This is a genomic window from Caenimonas terrae (genome assembly GCF_042655405.1).
In the GTDB taxonomy this organism is placed as follows: domain Bacteria; phylum Pseudomonadota; class Gammaproteobacteria; order Burkholderiales; family Burkholderiaceae_C; genus Ramlibacter; species Ramlibacter terrae_A.
The window spans coordinates 44812-63080 of sequence record NZ_JBHSMF010000010.1 but is presented as its reverse complement, the minus strand read 5'-3'; the positions used below and the strand labels follow the sequence as shown (position 1 = coordinate 63080).

The 18269-nt window shown below is 72.0% G+C and carries 16 protein-coding genes; 2 read left to right on the top strand and 14 right to left on the bottom strand.

Features of this window, described 5'->3' with window-relative positions:
• Window positions 1–46: 46 nt before the first annotated feature.
• Genes ACFPOE_RS19490 through ACFPOE_RS19475 form a run of 4 tightly spaced genes read right to left on the bottom strand, consistent with a single transcriptional unit; the run spans window position 47 to window position 4169 of the window.
• Window positions 47–1021: a Bug family tripartite tricarboxylate transporter substrate binding protein gene (locus ACFPOE_RS19490; protein WP_376851987.1), complete on the bottom strand. Its 975-nt coding sequence runs from the start codon at window positions 1019–1021 to the stop codon at window positions 47–49.
• 37 nt (window positions 1022–1058) lie between these two features.
• Window positions 1059–2078, bottom strand: coding sequence for a PdxA family dehydrogenase (locus ACFPOE_RS19485; protein WP_376851986.1), 1020 nt, complete (start codon window positions 2076–2078; stop codon window positions 1059–1061).
• Window positions 2079–2101: 23 nt separating this feature from the next.
• Window positions 2102–3181 (bottom strand): isocitrate/isopropylmalate dehydrogenase family protein, encoded by a 1080-nt coding sequence (locus tag ACFPOE_RS19480; protein ID WP_376851985.1) that lies wholly within the window; start codon window positions 3179–3181, stop codon window positions 2102–2104.
• Window positions 3182–3197: 16 nt separating this feature from the next.
• Window positions 3198–4169 (bottom strand): Bug family tripartite tricarboxylate transporter substrate binding protein, encoded by a 972-nt coding sequence (locus tag ACFPOE_RS19475; RefSeq protein ID WP_376851984.1) that lies wholly within the window; start codon window positions 4167–4169, stop codon window positions 3198–3200.
• Window positions 4170–4253: 84 nt separating this feature from the next.
• Between ACFPOE_RS19475 and ACFPOE_RS19470 the strand changes: the two genes are divergently transcribed.
• Window positions 4254–5204 carry a LysR family transcriptional regulator gene (locus ACFPOE_RS19470; protein ID WP_376851983.1) on the top strand — a complete coding sequence of 317 codons (951 nt, stop codon included), beginning with the start codon at window positions 4254–4256 and terminating at the stop codon, window positions 5202–5204.
• On the opposite strand, the gene polX is transcribed toward ACFPOE_RS19470, so the two are convergent.
• The 8 genes from polX to acsA are packed head-to-tail and all read right to left on the bottom strand — an operon-like array spanning window position 5127 to window position 13951.
• Window positions 5127–6950: a DNA polymerase/3'-5' exonuclease PolX gene (gene polX, locus ACFPOE_RS19465; protein ID WP_376851982.1), complete on the bottom strand. Its 1824-nt coding sequence runs from the start codon at window positions 6948–6950 to the stop codon at window positions 5127–5129. The genes ACFPOE_RS19470 and polX overlap by 78 nt on opposite strands.
• A gap of 18 nt (window positions 6951–6968) precedes the next feature.
• Window positions 6969–8066, bottom strand: a complete 1098-nt coding sequence (locus ACFPOE_RS19460) for a CapA family protein (protein WP_376851981.1) — start codon at window positions 8064–8066, stop codon at window positions 6969–6971.
• 2 nt (window positions 8067–8068) lie between these two features.
• Window positions 8069–8719: a phosphoribosyltransferase gene (locus ACFPOE_RS19455; protein ID WP_376851980.1), complete on the bottom strand. Its 651-nt coding sequence runs from the start codon at window positions 8717–8719 to the stop codon at window positions 8069–8071.
• Between the two features lie 11 nt (window positions 8720–8730).
• Entirely contained in the window at window positions 8731–8976 is a 246-nt protein-coding gene (locus ACFPOE_RS19450) for an acyl carrier protein (RefSeq protein ID WP_376851979.1), read from the bottom strand.
• A gap of 10 nt (window positions 8977–8986) precedes the next feature.
• Window positions 8987–10144 (bottom strand): dihydrolipoamide acetyltransferase family protein, encoded by a 1158-nt coding sequence (locus tag ACFPOE_RS19445; protein ID WP_376851978.1) that lies wholly within the window; start codon window positions 10142–10144, stop codon window positions 8987–8989.
• A gap of 5 nt (window positions 10145–10149) precedes the next feature.
• Window positions 10150–11127, bottom strand: a complete 978-nt coding sequence (locus tag ACFPOE_RS19440; RefSeq protein WP_376851977.1) for an alpha-ketoacid dehydrogenase subunit beta — start codon at window positions 11125–11127, stop codon at window positions 10150–10152.
• Window positions 11124–12137: a pyruvate dehydrogenase (acetyl-transferring) E1 component subunit alpha gene (gene pdhA / locus ACFPOE_RS19435; RefSeq protein ID WP_376851976.1), complete on the bottom strand. Its 1014-nt coding sequence runs from the start codon at window positions 12135–12137 to the stop codon at window positions 11124–11126. Before pdhA ends, ACFPOE_RS19440 begins: the two co-directional genes overlap by 4 nt.
• Window positions 12134–13951, bottom strand: coding sequence for an acetate--CoA ligase (gene acsA / locus ACFPOE_RS19430; protein WP_376851975.1), 1818 nt, complete (start codon window positions 13949–13951; stop codon window positions 12134–12136). The genes pdhA and acsA overlap by 4 nt, the downstream gene beginning before the upstream one ends.
• A gap of 152 nt (window positions 13952–14103) precedes the next feature.
• On the opposite strand from acsA, the gene ACFPOE_RS19425 reads away from it, so the two are divergent.
• A complete protein-coding gene (locus tag ACFPOE_RS19425; protein WP_376851974.1) occupies window positions 14104–15093 on the top strand; it encodes a ribose-phosphate diphosphokinase in 990 nt (329 codons plus the stop codon).
• Here the strand turns inward: ACFPOE_RS19425 and ACFPOE_RS19420 are convergent.
• Both ACFPOE_RS19420 and ACFPOE_RS19415 read right to left on the bottom strand, forming a co-directional pair.
• On the bottom strand, window positions 15068–16108 hold the full coding sequence (locus tag ACFPOE_RS19420) for a hypothetical protein (RefSeq protein ID WP_376851973.1): 1041 nt from the start codon (window positions 16106–16108) through the stop codon (window positions 15068–15070). The genes ACFPOE_RS19425 and ACFPOE_RS19420 overlap by 26 nt on opposite strands.
• Before the next feature lie 58 nt (window positions 16109–16166).
• Window positions 16167–18248, bottom strand: coding sequence for a [FeFe] hydrogenase, group A (locus ACFPOE_RS19415; protein ID WP_376851972.1), 2082 nt, complete (start codon window positions 18246–18248; stop codon window positions 16167–16169).
• Window positions 18249–18269: the final 21 nt, after the last annotated feature.

The window sequence follows — 18269 nt, the reverse complement described above, 5'->3', positions numbered from 1 at the left end:
TCCCCGAGCGAAACTACTGAATTCCTTGAGCCGCTATAGGATTTGCTTATACGGACTCCAGCGTGACGCCGGCCTCGCGAATCAGCTTGCCCCACTTGGCCCGCTCGGCCCGCATGAAGGTGCCGAATTCGTCGGGCGACATCGGCGACGCCTCGAGCACCTGGGCCCGCAGGGCCGCCACGACCTCGGGCTTGCCAAGCACCTTGACGCATGCGGCATTGAGCCGGTCGATCACCGGGCGCGGCGTCGCCGCGGGCGCCACGATGCCGTACCAGTTGTTCGACACGAATCCGGCCACGCCGGCTTCGACCATGGTCGGCACCTGCGCAAGCTCCGCGGCGCGCCTGGCGGTCGTCACCGCCAGCGCACGCAGCTTGCCGCCGCGCACCTGCGCCAGGGCGGTGACACCGCTGGCGAACGAGAAGTCGACTTCGCCCGACAGCATGGCCGTCATGAGTCCGCCGCCGCTCTTGTACGGAACATGCAGCGGCTTGGTGCCGGTCAACGACGACAGCAGCACGCCCGCCAGGTGCCCGGCGGTGCCGACGCCGGACGATCCATAGGTGAGCGAGCTCGCGGTCCTGCACGCCGCGACCAGCTGGCTGACGTCGTGCAAGGGCGAACTCGCCGGCACGACCAGCACGTTGCACGAATCGACGGCGTTGGTGATCGGCGCCAGGTCGCGGTCCGGGTCGTACCCGATCTTCTCCTTGTAGAGGTTCGGGTTGATGGCCAGCGCCGCGATCGTCCCCATCAGGATGGTGTGGCCGTCCGCCTTGGCCTCGGTCGCCAGGTAACGCGTTGCGACGTTGCCGCCGACGCCGGGCCGGTTCTCGACGATCACCGGCTGCCCGAGTTCCTGCACCAGGTGCGGGGCCAGCACGCGCGCGACCAGGTCGGCGCCGCCGCCGGGCGCAAAGCCCACCAGCATCTGGATGGGCCGAACGGGAAAGGCCTGCGCCCAGGGCTGCGCCAAAGGCGCGAGGGCGAGACTGGCACACGCGATGCGGCGATTGATCATGGTTTGTCTCCCGAGAGGCTTGCTGGATGGAAAGAGGCTAGGCCGGCGCCACGGGCCTTTTCTTCTGCGCGGCGATCGTGGTGCACAGCTCGAACGCCTTGCTGATGGCGCCGACGTTCGCCTTGCCCTGGCCGACGATGTCGTAGGCCGTGCCGTGGGCCGGCGTCGTGTAGGTCGTCGCCAGGCCGCCGGTGATGGTCACGCCCTCGAAGAAGCCCAGCAGCTTGGTGGCGATCTGCCCCTGGTCGTGGTACATGATCACCACGGCGTCGAGGTCGCCTTTCACCGCCTTGAGGAAGACCGTGTCGGAAGGCAGCGGCCCCTGCGTCTGCAGGCCCTCGTCGCGCAGCCGCTGCAGCGCCGGGCGGATCACCCGGATCTCCTCGTCGCCGAACAGCCCGGACTCGCCCGCATGGGGGTTCAGCGCCGCCACCCCGATGCGCGGCTGCGCATGGCCGAAGGCCCGCAAGGTGGCGTGGGCCAGCGTCACGGCGCCGCGGATCCGGTCGGGCGTGACCATGTCCACCGCCGTGCGCAGGCTCACGTGCGACGTCACCCGGAAGGTGCTGAACTGCGGGATGACGTTGATCTCGCCGTAATAGCCGGCGTGCCCGTTCCAGTGGGCGAACAGCGCGTGCTCGTCGTTGAACGCGAACCCGCCCCGGCTCAAGGCCGCCTTGTTCAGCGGCGCGAAGCAGATGCCATCGAGCTCGCCCTCGATCGCGCGTTCGGTCATCCACTTGAGCGTTTCGCCGGCGCGCCGGCCGGCTTGCGCCGACAGCGCCCCGCGCTCGAAGTCCGCCGGGTCGGTGTTGGCCAGGTCGATCACCGCAATCGCGCGGTCCGACCAGTCGATCTCCGCCAGCGAGCGGACCACCTTGAAGTCCAGCGCTGCGCGGGCGTCGGCCATGCCCAGCCGCAGCACCCGCAGGTCGCCCACCACGACCACGCGCGCCAGCTGGTGCGTCTCGGGCCGCTGCAGCAGCTTGACCGCGACCTCCGGGCCGATGCCCGTCACGTCGCCCAGCATCAGGCCGATCACCGGTCGTTGTTCCATCGGGATTTGCTCCTGGTTGCCGATCACGCGCGCAGCCCGCGCAGCACGGCCTGCGTCATCGAGTGGGTGTTGCCCTGGCCGCGGATGTCGCCGGTGCGGGCCCGGGCGTCGCCCACGGCTTCGGTGATGGCGCGCGCCATGGAGGCGGCCATGCGCACCGCGCCCGCGTTGGCGCGGCTGTGGCCGAGCCAGTCGAACATCATCCGGGTCGATTCCATCATCGCGTACGGGTTGGCGATGCCCTTGCCCGCGATGTCGGGCGCGGAGCCGTGCGTGGCCTGCGCCATGGCGACGTCGCCGTCGCCGATGCACAGTCCCGGCGCCATGCCCAGGCCGCCGACCAGGCCGGCCGCCAGGTCCGAGAGGATGTCGCCGAACATGTTGGTGGTGACCACCACGTCGAACGACTGCGGGTCGCGCACCAGCCGCATCGCCATCGTGTCGACGATCACGTCGTCGACCAGCACGTCCGGGTATTCCGGCGCGAGCTTGAGGCACTCCTCCACGAACATGCCGCAGCCGAGCTTGAAGACCGTGTCCTTGTGCACGTAGGTCAGGTGATTGCGCCGCTGGCGCGCCAGCTCGAACGCGGCCCGGGCGACGCGCCGGCTGCCGGTGCGCGTGATGACACGCACCGACAGGGTCACTTCGTCCGTGGGCCGGAACTCTCCCGATCCCATGAACATGTTGCGATCGGGCTGGAAGCCCTCGTTGTTCTCGCGCACGATCACCAGGTCCACGTTGTCCTGCAGGCAACCGATGCCAGCATAGGAGCGGGTCGGCCGCACGTTGGCGAACAGGTTGAACGACTTGCGCAGGATCGGGTGCGGGTTGATCGCTTCGGGCAGCCTGGGATAGGCCCGATGGCCGATCGGGCCGAGGATCCAGCCGTCCAGGGTCCTGAGCGCCTCCAGCGTCCCGGGTGGCAGGGTGTGGCCGTGCGTGTCGAGCGCGGTCCGGCCGATCGGCAGCGGCTGCCAGTCGATCGCGACGCCGTGCAGTTCGGCGGCGGCGCGGCTGATGTCGACCGAAGCCGGGACGATCTCGTGGCCGATGTCGTCGCCGTTGAGGATGCCGATGCGAAGGGGTTTGGTGTTGTTCATGGCCAAGGGGTTGCGCTCATTCCTCGAGGTGGATGTTCCGCGCCCGGGCCAGGGTGGTCCAGCGCGCGATTTCGGACCGGATGTAGTCGCCGAACTGCTCCGGCGACATCGGCCATGGCTCGACGGCCTCGCCCGCGAGCTTCTCGCGCATGTCCGGCGCGTTCAGCACCGCAACCTGGGTTTCGTTGAGCCGCCGGACGATGTCGGGCGCCATGCCGGCCGGGCCGACCGAGCCGTACCACTGCATCGCGTCGAAGCCCTTGAAGCCGACCTCCTCCATCGTCGGGATGTCCTTGATCTGCGGGCTGCGCGCCTTGCCCGTGACGGCCAGGGCGCGCATCTTTCCCGAGCGCAGATGCGGCAGGGCCGCGGCCAGGCCCGGGAACATCGCCTGGGTCTGTCCGCCCAGCAGGTCGATGATGGCCGGCGCGATGCCGCGGTACGGGATGTGCAGCATGAAGGCGCCGGTCTGCTGCTTGAACAGCTCCATGGTCAGGTGGGTCAGCGAGCCTTGGCCGGCGGAACCGTAGCTCACCCGGCCGGGGTTGCGCTTGACGTAGTCGATGAACTCGGCCACCGTCCTGACCGGCAGCGTGGCGTTCACCACCAGCACGTTGGGCGTCGCGCCGATCATCCCGATCGGCGTGAACTGCTTGATGGGGTCGTAGCTGATATGGCGGGTGGCCGGCGTCGTGCCGTGGGTGGCGACATAGCCCTGCATCAGCGTGTAGCCATCCGGCGCCGCCCGCGCCGTGATCTGGCTGGCGACCACGCCGCCGCCGCCGCTCTGGTTGTCCACCAAGAAGGTCTGGCCGAGGGCGGCGCCCCAGCGCTCGGTGACCACGCGGGCGATCATGTCGTTGCCGCCGCCGGCGGCGACCGGCACGATGTAGCGGATCGGCTTGGTGGGATAGGCGGCCTGGGCCAGGGCCAGGCCGGGCATGGCGGCGGCCGCAGAGGCTGCCTGCAGCAGTTGACGGCGTTTCATTCTTGTCTCCAGTCGTTTGTGCGGCATGGTCGCGCCCCACGATTCGGCTGTAAAGTGCAAGTTTCCTCGCCTTTGTTGCAATCCATGCAAGTCAAACCAGCCGCCGCCAAGGCCGGCACACCAGCGCGCAGTCCCGGCCTGGCCGACCTGCGGGCCTTCATCCGCGCCGCCGAACTGCGCAGCTTCGCGGCCGCGGCCAAGGCGCTGCACCTGTCGCTGCCGGCCTTCTCGCGCCGCATCTCCAACCTCGAGCTGCGGCTGGGCGTCAGGCTGTTCGACCGGACGACGCGCAGCATGGAACTCACGCAGCTGGGCAGCCGCTTCCTGCGCGAGGTCACGACGGTGGTCGACGACCTGGACCGGACCCTGCTGGGATTGCGCGACGCCGCCCAACTGGAGGCCGGCGACGTCACCATCGGCTGCGTGCTGTCGGCGGTGCACCACTTCCTGCCGCCGGTGATCGACGCCTACCGCGAGCTGCATCCCAACGTGCTGGTGCGGATCATCGAGCAGGGAGCCGACGGCGTCTTTGCCTCGGTCCGGCACGGCGAGGCCGATTTCGGGATCAACTACATCGGCATGCAGGAATCCGAGGTTGCCTTCACGCCGCTGCTGAACGACCCTTATGTGCTGGCCTGCCGCGCCGACCACGCGCTGGGCGCGCGCCGCACGGTGCGCTGGGACGAACTGGCGGCCTGGGACCAGGTGCGCGTGTCCCAGGCCAGCCGCAACCGGGTCTTCATCGACCAGGCGCTGGCCGAACTGCCGGCGCTGCCGCGGCCGGTGTGCGAGGTGCGCCACGTCTCGACGCTGATCGGCCTGGTGGAAGCCGGCCTGGGCGTCGCGATCGTGCCGCAACTGGCGGTGCCGCCGCGGCCGGCCGCCGTCGTCGGCATCCCGCTGGAGCCGCCGGTCACCCGCACCATCGGCCTGATCCAGCGCGCCGGCCGGACCCTGTCACCCGCTGCGGACGCGTTTGCGCAGCTGCTGGTGGCGGCCAGCCGCAGCAGGAGCCGCAAGACGCGGCGCCGCTGATGTGATTGCGCTGGCGCTGCGGCCCATGGTCGCCGCCAGCAGCGGGCGCAAATCCTCCAGCTTGCGGGTGTTCAGCACGTCGGCCGGCCCGAGCCAGCCGCGCCGCGCCTGCCCCACGCCCCAGCGCAGGTTGTCGAACTCCAGCGTGCTGTGGGCGTCGGAATCGATGCTGACCAGCACGCCCTCGTCGCGCGCCATCCGGCAGGCCAGCTCGCCCAGGTCCAGCCGCGCCGGGTGGGCGTTCAGCTCCAGGAAGCAGCCGCGCTCGCGCGCCTTGCGCACCACCCGCTGCAGGTCGATGTCGCTGGCCGGCCGCTCGTCGATCAGCCGCCCGCTGGGATGCGCCAGGATGCTGAAGTGCGGATGGTCCATGGCCCGCAGCAGGCGCGCTGTCTGCTGCTCGCGCGGCAGGTCGAAGCGGTGGTGGATGGCGCCCACCACCAGGTCCAGCCGGCCCAGGATGGCGTCGGGCAGGTCCAGCGAGCCGTCCTCCAGGATGTCGACTTCCACCCCCTTGAGCAGCACGATGCCCTGCAGGCGGGCATTGAGCGCGTCGATCTCGTCGATCTGGCGCGCCAGCCGGCCGGCGTCCAGGCCGTGCACCAGCGCCAGCCGCTTCGAATGCTCGGTCACCGCCAGGTACTGCAGGCCGTGCGCGCGCGCGGCATTGGCCATCGCTTCGAGCGTGTCGTGGCCGTCGCTGGCCTTGCTGTGCGAATGCAGGTCGCCGCGCAGGTCGGCCAGCTGCACCAGCCGCGGCAGCCGATGCACGCGGGCCGCATCGATCTCGCCGCGGTCCTCGCGCAGCTCGGGCTCGATGAAGTCCAGGCCCAGCGCCTGGTACACCGACGCCTCGGTGGCGCCGGCGATGCGCCGGTCGCCCCGGAACAGGCCGTATTCGTTGAGCTTGAGTCCCGCCTCCTGCGCCAGCCGCCGCAGCGCGATGTTGTGCGGCTTGGAGCCGGTGAAGTAAAGCCAGGCGGCGCCGAAGCTGGCCGGCGGCACGGCGCGCAGGTCGACCTGCAGGCCGCTGCGCAGCACGATGCTGGCACGGGTGGCGCCCTGCGACAGCACCCGCTCGACGTCGGCGCCGGCCGCGAAGCGCTGCATCACCGGGCTGCCGCGGCCCGCGGTCACCAGCAGGTCGAGGTCGCCCACGGTGTCGCGCATGCGGCGCAGGCTGCCGCCGGCCACCGCCTGCTTGACGCCGGGCACCGCCCTGAGTTCGGCCAGCAGCGCATCGGCCACCTGGCTCGCCGCCGCCAGCTTGAAGCGGCGGTCCTGCGCCAGCTGCCGCTGCGCCGCATCGAGGATCAGCTGCTGCGTCTTGGCGCCGAAGCCGTGCACCTGCCCGACCCGGCCCTCGCGGGCGGCAACCAGCAGTTGCTCCAGCGTCTCGATGCCCAGTTCGTCGTGCAGCGTCCGCACCCGCTTGGGTCCCAGGCCGGGAATGGCCAGCAGCGCCGTCATGCCGGGCGGCAGTTCGCGCCGCAGGCGCTCCAGCTGCGCGCAACTGCCGGTGTTCACCACTTCGGCAATCTTGCCGGCCAGGTCCGCCCCGATGCCGGGCAGCGCGTCGAGGTCTTCGCCGCGTTCCAGCATCGCCCGCACGCTGCGTCCCATCTCGCCCAGCGTCCGCGCGGCGTTGCGGTAGGCGCGGATGCGAAACGGATTGGCGCCCTGCAGCTCCAGCAGGTCGGCGATCTCGCCGAACACGGCGGCGATGTCGGCATTGACGATCGGCATGGCCGGCCCCTTGCTCCGCTACCAGGCCAGCGCCAGCGCGCCGCCGTCGTCCGCAGCGACGACACGCGTGCCCAGCGCCCTGCCCTCGCGGTCCAGCGTGGTGCGCAGCCAGGCCGCGCCTTCGGCCGGGGCGCGCTCCAGCCGCAAGCGCCGGGTGCGCATCGGCACCGCCTGCAGCCGCTGCAGCTTGCCGGTGGCCGCGTCGAGCTCGGGAAAGTACATCAGCGACAGCTCGCCGCGGAACTCGCCGTAGCCGCCGATGCCTTCGTAGTCGTTGAGGAAGTCGCCGCAGCCGTACAGGATCGGCTTGCCGCCATGCACCTCGATGCCCTTGACGTGGTGCGAGGAATGGCCGTGCACGATGTCGGCGCCGCCGCCGTCGAGCAGCCGGCGGGCGAAGGCGCTGTGCTCGGGCGGGATCTCGAAGCCCCAGTTGCCGCCCCAGTGCAGCGAGACCACCACCACGTCGCCCGGTTTGCGCTGCGCGGCGACGGCCCGGCAGATGCCATCGGCCGTGTGCAGCGAGAGCGATTCCAGCAGGTTGACGCCGCCGTGCGTGCGGCCCGCCGCCCAGCCGCGCGGCACGCCGCTGCTCTCGTCGGCGAAGGCGAACACCAGCACCCGCCCCTGCGGCAGCGCGATCACGGCGGGTGCGGCCGCCTCCTGCGCGTTGCCGCCGGCACCGGCGGTGCGCAGGCCGGCGCCGTGCAGGCTGGCCAGCGTCTGCGCCAGCCCGGCGTGGCCCCAGTCCAGCACGTGGTTGTTGGCCAGCACGCAGCAGTCGATGGCCGCGCGCGCCAGGCACGGGACGTTGCCCGGATGCATGCGGTAGTGGATGCCCTTGCCCGGTTGCGCGTCCTCGCTGGTGGTGACCGCGGTCTCCAGGTTGACGATCCGGGCGTCCGGCCGCTGCTGCGCCAGCACCGCCAGCGCGTCGCCCCAGGGATAGCCGAAGTCCTGCCCGCGCCCGATCGGCCCGGCGCTGCGCTCCGCCAGCGCGACATACTCGACCGCCGATTTCACCCACGATTCGAACAGCTGCGGCCGGCTGGGATGCGGCAACACCTGGTCGATGCCGCGCCCGGTCATCACGTCGCCGCACAGGAACAGCTTCATGGTCAGCGCACGGCCCTGGTCGTGTGCGCCGCGGTGCCGAGCAGCCGGATCGCCTCTTCATCCTCGACCTGACCGAAGGTCCGGTAGAACTGGCCGACGGCGAAGAAGTCCTCCGGCGCGTGCAGGCACACCAGCTGGTCGGCGAAGGGCCGCACCAGTTCCAGGCTGTCGCGCGAGGCCACCGGCACCGCGCACACCAGCGTCTCCGGCCCGCGCGCCCGCACGGCGTGCAGCGCCGCCATCATGGTGGAGCCGGTCGCCAGGCCGTCGTCCACCACGATCACCACCCGGCCGGCGGGATCGGCCGCTGCCCGCCCCGGCGTGTAGCGGGCCCGCCGCTCCTTGAGCAGCGCCAGCTGGTGGCGCTTTTCCTCCGCCAGGTAGCCGGCGTCGGCGCCGGCGGAGCGGGCGTGCGGCGCCAGGTAGACCCAGCCGCTCTCGTCGATCGAGCCGACGGCGAATTCGGGCGAGCCGGGGGCGCGCAGCTTGCGCACCAGCACCACGTCGAGCTCCCCCTCCAGCCGCTCGGCCAGCAGCCACCCCATCGGAACGGCACCGCGCGGGATGGCCAGGATCAGGGGATGGCGGCCGCGGTAGGCGTGCAGGGCCTTGGCCAGCTGTTCGGCCGCGTCCAGGCGATCGGCGAAATACATGGAGACCTCCTTCAGTGATAGGAACGGACGAGATAGGCCGTCAGCCCGCGCAGCGTGCGCAGCTGCGGCGTGTCGGCCTCGGGAATGGCGATCCCGCTGCGCTCGCTCAGCCCGATGACCAGGTTCATGAAGTCCATCGAATCGAGGTCGAGCGCCTCGCGCAGGTCTTCGTCCTCGCCGACGCTGTCCAGGCTGGCTTCCGGCGCGATGCCGGCCAGCACGTCGGCGGCCAGGGCGCGGGCTTGCTGCGGTGTCATGGCTGCCTCCTCATAACGCTTCGGGTTGCTGCAGGGCGCGGTCGATCGCCGCCAGCAGCTGGCCGCCCAGGTGGCCGTCGCTCACCCGGTGGTCCGCCGCCAGGCTGGCCTGCAGCAGCGGGCGCACCGCAAGGGCGCCGTCGCGCACCCAGGGCCGGTCGGCCACGCAGCCGAAGCCGACGATCGCCACCTGCGGCGGGTAGATCACGCCCAGCACGCTGTCGGCGCCGCGCTCGCCCAGGCTGGTCACCGTCACCGTGGGGTCGCTCAGCTCGGAGCTGCGCAGGCCGCCGGCGCGGACCCGCTGCACCAGGTCGCGCAATTCCGTCATGAGCTGGGCCAGCGGCTTGCGGTCGGCGTCTTGCAGCGCCGGCGCCACCAGGCCGCCACCGCGCATGGAGATCGCCCAGCCCACATGGATGCCGGCGCCGGCGCGGAAGGCGCCGCCGTCGTAGAAGCCATTGAGCTGCGGCACCTGCGCCAGCGCGCGCGCGGTGGCCTTGAGCAGCAGCACGGCCGGCAGCAGGCGCTGCGCCGGCGGCCGCTCGCGGTTGTAGTCCTGCAGCCAGGCGCTGGCGGCGCCGAAGTCGATGCTGCTGGTCAGGTAGTAATGCGGGATCTCGCGCTTGGAGCGGCTCATCGCCGCGGCGATGGCGGCGCGCATCGGCCCCGGATCGAACACGGCCGCCGAAGCGGCGCGCGGGGCGGTCGCTGCAGCGGCTGGCGCGGCGGCACGCTCGACGTCGGCCAGCGTCACCGCGCCTTCCACGCCGCTGCCGGCCAGCCGGTCCGGGTCCAGCCCCAGCTCGCGCGCCCGCTGCCGCGCCGCCGGGCTGACCTTGGCGCGCGACGGCTGCTGCTGCGGCTGCTGCTGCGGGTGCTGCTGTGGCTGCTGCTGTGGCGGCGGCAACGGCGCGGCGGGCGTCGCGGCGCCGTCCGCATCGCGCACATGGGCCAGCACCGCGCCCACCGGCACATCGGTCCCGACCGGCAGCAGGTCCTGGATCACGCCATCCAGGAAGATCTCCACGTCGATCGCGCCCTTGCGGGTTTCCACCACCGCCACCACGTCGCCGCGCCTGACCCGGGCGCCGGGCTGCACCAGCCACTGCACCAGCTTGCCGGCCTCCATGTCGGCGCCCAGCGAGGGCATCAGGAAGTCCGCCATGGCGCTCAGGCCTTGCCGAGCACGGCGCGCACCGCGGCCACCACCTGCTGCGGCTGCGGCAGCGTGGCCTGCTCCAGATGCGCCGCATAGGGCACCGGCAGCTCGCGGGCGCAGACCCGGCGGATCGGCGCGTCGAGTTCGAAGAAGGACTCCTCGGCCAGCCGCGCCGACAGTTCCGCCGAGATCGAGCCGCTGCGCCAGCCTTCGTCCACGATCACGCAGCGCCGGGTGCGGGCCAGCGAGGCAGCGACCGTCGCATGGTCCAGCGGCCGGAGCACCCGCAGGTCGATCACCTCCGCCTCGATGCCCTCGTCCGCCAGCGTTTGCGCCGCGGCCAGGCACTTGGGCAGGCTGTTGCCGTAGGTGGCCACCGTCACGTCGCGGCCGGGCCGGCGGATGCGGGCCTGCGCGATGTCCACGCCCTGCAGCGCCGGGTCGAGCTCGCCCTCGGTGTTGTAAAGTACGATGTGCTCGAAGATCAGCACCGGATTGGGGTCCGCCAGCGCCGCGGCCAGCATGTGGCGCGCGTCCTCCACCGTGCCGGGCACCAGCACCTTCAGCCCCGGGATGTGCGCGTACCAGCCCTCCAGGCTGTGCGAGTGCTGCGCCGCCAGCTGCCGGCCGCCGCCGGTGGCCATGCGGATCACCAGCGGCACCGCGAACTGGCCGCCCGACATGTGGGCCAGGGTGGCGGCGTTGTTCATGATCTGGTCCAGCGCCAGCAGGCTGAAGTTGCAGGTCATGATCTCCACGATCGGCCGCAGGCCGGCCAGCGCCGCGCCGATGCCGGCGCCGACGAAGCCGTTCTCGGCCAGCGGCGTGTCGACGATGCGCTGCGGCCCGAACTCCTCCAGCAGGCCCTTGGTGACGGCATAGCAGCCGCCGTACTTGCCGACGTCCTCGCCCATGACGAAAGTGCGCGGATCGGCCAGCAGCGCCGCGCGGATCGCCTGCCGGCAGGCCTCGCGGTAGGTGACGCTCATGGCGCCGGCTCCCGCTGCGATTCCTGAACCACCTGATCCATCAGCACGAAGCGCTCCAGCTCTTCCACCGGCTCCGGCGTGCCGGCGTCGGCAAAGGCCACCGCTTCCGCGATCTCGGCTTCGATGGCCGCTTCGATCGCCGCCAGTTCGCCGGCATGCGCCAGGTGGTTGGCCGCCAGCCAGTCGCGCAGCGCCACGATCGGGTCGCGCTGCTTCCAGTGCTCGACCTCCTCGCGGCTGCGGTAGCTCTGCGGGTCGAACATGGAGTGGGCGCGGAAGCGGTAGGTCCGGCATTCGAGGAGGAACGGTCCCTGGCCGGCGCGCACCTGGTCGAGCGCGCGCTGCGCCGCCGCCTGCACCCGCACCGGGTCCATGCCGTCGACCTGCTCGGCCGGCATGCGGTAGGCCTGGGCCTTGCGGTAGACGTCGGTCTGGGCCTCGGCATCCGCCAGCGGCATGCCCATCGCGTACAGGTTGTTCTCGCAGACGAACAGCAGCGGCAGCCGCCAGACCATCGCCAGGTTCATGGCCTCGTGGAAGGCACCCTCGGTCACCGCGCCTTCGCCGAAGAAGCAGGCCGTCACCGCCCCCGGCCGCAGCCGCTGGTCGGCCAGCGCGATGCCGGTGGCCAGCGGCAGGCCGCCGCCGACGATCGCGTTGCCGCCGAAGAAGCGGCGCGCGCTGTCGAAGATGTGCATCGAGCCGCCGCGGCCGCGGCAGCAGCCCTCGCGCTTGCCCAGCATCTCGGCCATCAGCGGCGCCATCGGCAGGCCGCGCGCCAGCGCATGGCCATGCTCGCGGTAGGTCGCCACCGTGGCGTCCTGCGGCTGCAGCGCGCCCATCACGCCGACGGCCACCGCCTCCTGGCCGTCGTACAGGTGCAGGAAGCCGCGGATCCGCTGCGCCTGGTACAGCTCCACGCAGCGCGCCTCGAAGCGGCGGATGCGCAGCATCTCACGGTAGAGCCCGTGCAGGTGGGCGCGGTCGAGATGGAGCTTGCCGGCGCTCATGGCTGCTCGTCGCTTTCCAGCGTCGACAGGTCGCCCTCGGGCAAGCCCAGCTCGCGCGCCTTCAGCAGGCGCCGCATGATCTTGCCGCTGCGGGTCTTGGGCAGGTTGGCGCGAAACTCGATCTCCTTGGGCGCGACCGCCGCGCCCAGCCGCTTGCGTGCGTGCCCCAGCAGTTCGCGCCGCAGCGCCTCGTCCGGCGCAACGCCGGTCCTGAGCGCGACGAAGGCCTTGACCACCTCGCCGACGATCGGATCGGGCATGCCGATCACGCCGGCCTCGGCCACCGCCGGATGCTCCATCAGCGCGCTCTCCACCTCGAACGGCCCGATCAGGTGGCCGGCCGACTTGATGACGTCGTCGGCGCGGCCGACGAACCAGTAGTAGCCGTCGGCGTCGCGGCGGGCCAGGTCGCCGGTGAGGTACCACTCGCCCGCGAAGCACTTGCGGTAGCGTTCCTCCTCGTGCAGGTAGCCGCGCATCAGCGAGGGCCAGGGCGTCTTCAGCGCCAGCTCGCCCTGCACCATCGGTTCGTCGACCGGCTCGACGCCGCCGCCTTCGGTGCGGCGCACGACGGCAGCGGTGATGCCGGGCAGCGGCCGTCCCATCGAGCCGGGCCGGATGTCGAGCGCCGCGAAGTTGGCGATCATGATGCCGCCGGTCTCGGTCTGCCACCAGTTGTCGTGGAACGGCAGCCCGAACGCGTCCAGTCCCCACAGCACCGCTTCCGGGTTGAGCGGCTCGCCGACGCTGGCGGCGAAGCGCAGCGCCGACAGGTCGTAGCCCTGCAGCGCCTGCGCGCCCAGCTTCATCATCATCCGGATCGCGGTGGGCGCCGTGTACCAGACCGTCACCCGCTCGCGCTGCAGCACCGAATACCAGGCCTGCGCATCGAACTCTGCTTCCACCACCACGCTGGTGACGCCGTTGCACAGCGGCGCCAGGATGCCGTAGCTGGTGCCGGTGACCCAGCCCGGATCGGCGGTGCACCAGAACACGTCGTCGTCGTGCAGGTCGAGCGCGTAGATGCCGGTGACGAGGTGGGACAGCACCGCCTGGTGGACATGCACCGCCGCCTTCGGCCGTCCGGTGGTGCCGCTGGTGAAGTGCAGCAGCGCGGTGGATTCGGGGTCGGTCGGCCCGATGGCGTAGTCCGGCGCGGCCGTGGCGACGACCTCGTCCCACCGGCAGGTGCCGGCCCAATCGTCCCCAACGGCCCCGCCGGCCCCGCCGGCCCCGGCCAGGATCACGTGCCGCAGGCCGGGCAGCCGCTCGCGCAGCGCCTTGACCTTGCGCTGGTACAGCTCCGGCGAGGTCACCAGCACCCGCGCATCGGCCGCCTCGACCCGGGTGGCGATCGGCTCGGGCCCGAACTGCGAGAACAGCGGCGTGACCACGCAGCGCGCCTTCAGCGCCCCCAGCACGGCGATGTAGAGCTGCGGGACGCGGCCCATCATGACGAACACCCGCTCGCCGGGCTGCACGCCGAGCGCGGCCAGCGCGTTGGCGAACCGGTTGGTCTGCTGCGCCAGCTGGCCGAAGCTCAGCTCCTGCCGCGCGCCGGCCTTGCCGATCCAGCGCAGCGCGACCTTGTCGGCGCGGCCGTGGCGCAGGTGCCGGTCCACCGCCTCGTACCCCATGTTCAGGCCCTGCCCGTCCGGCAGGCCGTCGAGCAGCCTGGCGGCTTCGTCCCACTTGAAGGCGGCGCATGTCGCCGGGTAGTCGAGCAGGTTCGGCGCCACCGGCAGCAGCGCCACGTTCTTGCGGATGATGCTGCGCCCCGCGGCGCCGTCGACCGGTTGCAATTCGGCTGTCATGGCTGCTCCTGCGAGCATGATCGGCGCGATCCGGGATGCAGCCTTGACCTGCGTCAAACGCGCGTGCCTGCGCCCCACCGCGGCGCGGCTTGATCCCCGTCAACTCCAGCCCCTGGTCCGCGGCGCACAGTGGCTGCAGCACGGAGAATCCCATGAACGACACAGCCGCCTGCCTGTTTGCGCTGGACGCCTCCCGGGCCTGGGGCGAGGCCGTCGCCGCCCGGATGGGCCTGGCGCTGATGCCGCACGAGGAGCGCGAGTTCGAGGACGGCGAGCACAAGGCCCGGCCGCTGGCCAGCGTGCGCGGCCGCGACGTCTACGTGCTGCAGTCCCTGTACGGCGACGGCGACCAGAGCGTCAACGACAAGCTGTGCCGGCTGCTGTTCTTCATCGGCGCGCTCAAGGACGCCGCCGCCGCCAGCGTGACCGCGGTGGTGCCCTGCCTGGCCTACGCCCGCAAGGACCGCAAGTCCAAGCCGCGCGACCCGATCACCACCCGCTACGTGGCGGCGCTGTTCGAGGCGGTGGGAACCGACCGCGTGCTGACGCTGGACGTGCACAACCTGGCCGCCTACCAGAACGCCTTCCGCTGCGGCACCGAGCACCTGGAAGCCAGCGGCCTGTTCGCCGCGCACTTCCTGCCGCTGCTGGGCCGGCAGGAGGTGGCGGTGGTCTCGCCCGACGCCGGCGGCATCAAGCGGGCCGAAGCCTTCCGGCTGCGGCTGGCGGCGGCGCTGGGCCGCCCGGTGGCTGCGGCCTTCGCCGAGAAGCACCGCAGCGAGGGCGTGGTCAGCGGCGAGATGATCGTCGGCGACGTCGCCGGCCGCTGCGCGATCGTCATCGACGACCTGATCGGCGCCGGCACCACCATCCTGCGCACCGCCCTGGCCTGCCGGCGGCTGGGCGCCACCGCGGTCTACGGCGCCGCCTCGCACGGGCTGTTCGTCGGCTCCGCGCCGCAGCTGCTGGCCGCCGATGCGCTCACGGGCCTGGTGGTGACCGACAGCGTGCCGCCGTTCCGGCTGCCGCCGGGCAAGGTGCGCGACAAGCTGGTGGTGCTGTCCACCGCGCCGCTGTTTGCCGAAGCGATCGCCCGGATCCACGGCGGCGGCTCGATCACGGCGCTGCTGGAGGAAGCTTGACGGCGCAGGCCCGCAGGTGGCGCGCCGCCAGCGCCAGGTAGCGCAGCGTCCGTCCGCGCCAGACCGACGGCGCCCGGTAGCGCGCCTCGCGCAGGTGGCGGATCGCCAGGCCGGCCCGGATGCAGGCGCGCAAGCTCTGGTAGAAGTGCACCAGCTCCGGCGGCACCGGGTCGCCGCTGGCCTGCCGGTAGGCCTGCAGCAGCACGGCGGCCAGCGCGCCGGCATGGGCGCGCTCGCATTCCAGGGCCAGGAAGCCGACCTCGTCGATGCCATCCAGCAGGCGCAGTTCCTGCGAGAACTCCAGGCAGTCGATCACGGCCAGCGGCTCGCCCAGAAACACGTGCTCCGGCCGCAGGTCGCCGTGGCCGTCGACCACGCGGCCGGCGCCGGCCCGGCGATCGAGATCGGCCGCGTGCGCGGCAAGGAAATCGCGCTGCCGCGCGCAGATCGCCGCGATGCGGGCGCCCGGCAGGGCCCAGGCGGGATCGCACAATTCCCGCTCGGACTGCCCGATGCGGTGCAGCAGCAGCGCGCGGTATGCCGGTCCGTCCAGCGGCGCCGGCGGCTGGCTGCCGTGGAACGCCGCCAGCCGCACGGCGATGGCCTGCATCTGCGCCGGCGCGGCTTCCCGGCGCGCCAGCAGCCCGTCCAGCATGGCGCCGGAGGGCAGGCGCCGCATCCGCACCAGCCAGTCGACGGTGCGGCCTCGCGCGCCGACGCAAAGCCGCCCGTCCGGCGTGCGCACCAGCGGCACCACGTCCAGGTAGACGTCCGGCGCCAGCCGCCGGTTCAGGCGCAGCTCCTCGCCGCAATAGAAGCGGCGACCCTGCACCGTACGGAAATCCTGGTGGTCGTACTGCACCGGCTTCTTCAGCTTGTAGGCATGGGCGTCGGTCAGGAACACCCAGGACATGTGGGTCTCGATGGCCTGCAGCGCGCGCGTCGTCTCCGGATAGCAGGCCGGATCGCGCAAGGCCGCCACCTTGTCGGCCAGCGTCAGCAGGGCCTCATCCATGTCGGTCGGCGCCGGTGGCATGTGGGCACCCGGCCCTGCTGGCGTGGTCTGGCCCATGTCAGGCGGGCGCCAGCACGTCGCGCACCAGGCTGGCGATCACCAGCCGGGACGCGCCGCCCTGGTCCAGCGTGGCGGTCGCAAGCTGGAACCTGGAGCGCTCGCCGGCCGGCGAGAGGACCACCATGTCGTCGGCGTCCGCGGCCGACTCCATCCGGTGCCGGGCGTAGGCCGGTCCGTACTGGCGCGGGGGCAATTGGCGGTCGATGAATTCGCCGACCGCGGCGGCGCCGTGGATCTCGCCGGCGGGGGAGGCGGTGGACCACCGTCCCTGCGGATGGAACAGGCGGGCGGCGCCGAGGCCGTCGCGCCGGTCCACGCAGTCGAGGAAGCGCATCAGCAGCAGCCGCGCGGAGTTCCTGGCCGCATAGCTGGTGTGCAGCAAGGCATGGGCGCGCCCGGAGTTCGGATGCCCCAGCTGCGTGGCATACAGCTCCTGCACCGCCTCGTTCTCGTGCGGGCGCCGCCGCGCCGACTGCCGGTCCACCTGGTAGACCGCCTGCATGCGCTTGTGCAGGATCAGCGGGTCCATCGACTTGGGCTCGCCGCCGCCGCCCAGGCAGCCGCCGACGCAGGCCATCACCTCGATCGCCACGAAGTCCTGCCGCCACTGCGGCGTCTCCAGCAGCCGCTGCGCGGCGGCGATGCCGTTGCAGACCGCCACCCGGCCCAGCCCGGGAACCTCGGCCGATTTCACGCCCGCATCGACGCCGCGGAACTGCTGCCATTCCAGCGGCAGCGCGCTGTCCTGCCCGGTCAGGTGCAATGCGGCGCGCACCATCGCCTCCATCACGCCGCCGGAGGCGCCGAACAGCTGTCCCGCCCCCGTGCTTTCGCCCAGCGGATGGTCGAACTGCCCGTCCGGCGGCAGCGCGCCGAACGCGATCCCGCGCGCCCTGATCATCCGCGCCAGTTCGCGGGTGGTGAGCACGTGGTCGACGTCGCCGCAGACGCCGGGCCGCTGGGCCTCGTCCTTCTTGGCGGTGCACGGCATCACGCTGACCACATAAGGCTCGGCCGCGCCCTGCGCGAATGCCGGGCCGAGCCCGCGGGCGAAGGCGCCCCGCTTGGTGACGGCGCCATGCATCTGCTGCGGCGACTTGGTGGTGCTCAGGTGCGGCAGCAGTGCGGGCCGGTTGAGCTCCACCCAGTTCACCCATCCGGGACAGCAGGACGTAAAGAGCGGCAGCCGCTGGCGGGCCTGCAGCCGGGCGAGCAGCTCGCTGCCCTCCTCCATCGCCGTCAGGTCGGCGGCGAAGTTGGTGTCGAAGACATGGTCGAAGCCCAGCCGCCGCAGCGCGTTGATCAGCCGGCCGGTGCTGACCGTGCCCGGCGCCATGCCGAACTCCTCGCTGATCGCGATCCGCGTCGCCGGCGCGACCTGCACCGCGCTGACGCGGCGCCGGCCGTCGAGCGTCTCAAGGACCTCGTGCCAGTGCGGCGTTTCCACCAGGGCACCGACCGGGCAGACGGCGGTGCACTGGCCACAGGAGATGCAGTTGGTCTCGGCCAGCGGCCGGTCGAACACCGTCACCGGCAGCCGGTCCGAGCCGCGCTCGGCGAAGCCGATCACGAACTGCTGCTGTCCCGGCTCGCCGCAGGCCTGCGCGCACAGCCCGCATTCGACGCACTTGGACAGGTCGCGCCAGATGCTGGGCGAGGTGTGGTCGGCCAGCCGGTGGCCAGGGTGCTCGGCCGACCCCATCGGCACCTTGCCCCAATGCTCCTGCAGCTGGTACTCGCCGACCAGCGCCTGCAGCTTGCAGGCGCCGCCGGCTTCGCAGCGGATGCAGTCGTCGGGGTGGCGCGCCAGCAGCCAGCCGAGGTTGGTCTGCCGGAACTGCCGCAGCGCGCCGGAGTCGGTGCTGACGCGATCGCCGGCCCGGGCCCGGGTGGCGCAGGCCGGCTGCGGGCGCGGCTGGCCATCGACCTCCACCAGGCACAGGCGGCACACGGCCTGCGCCGGCAGCCGCGGATGGTGGCAGAGCGTCGGGACATGGACGCCGGCAGCGGCGGCGGCATCGAGCAGGGTCGCGCCCTCGTCGACCTCCACCGGCCTGCCGTTGATCGTGAGCTGGATCATCTGCGTCCCAGCCTAAGCCGG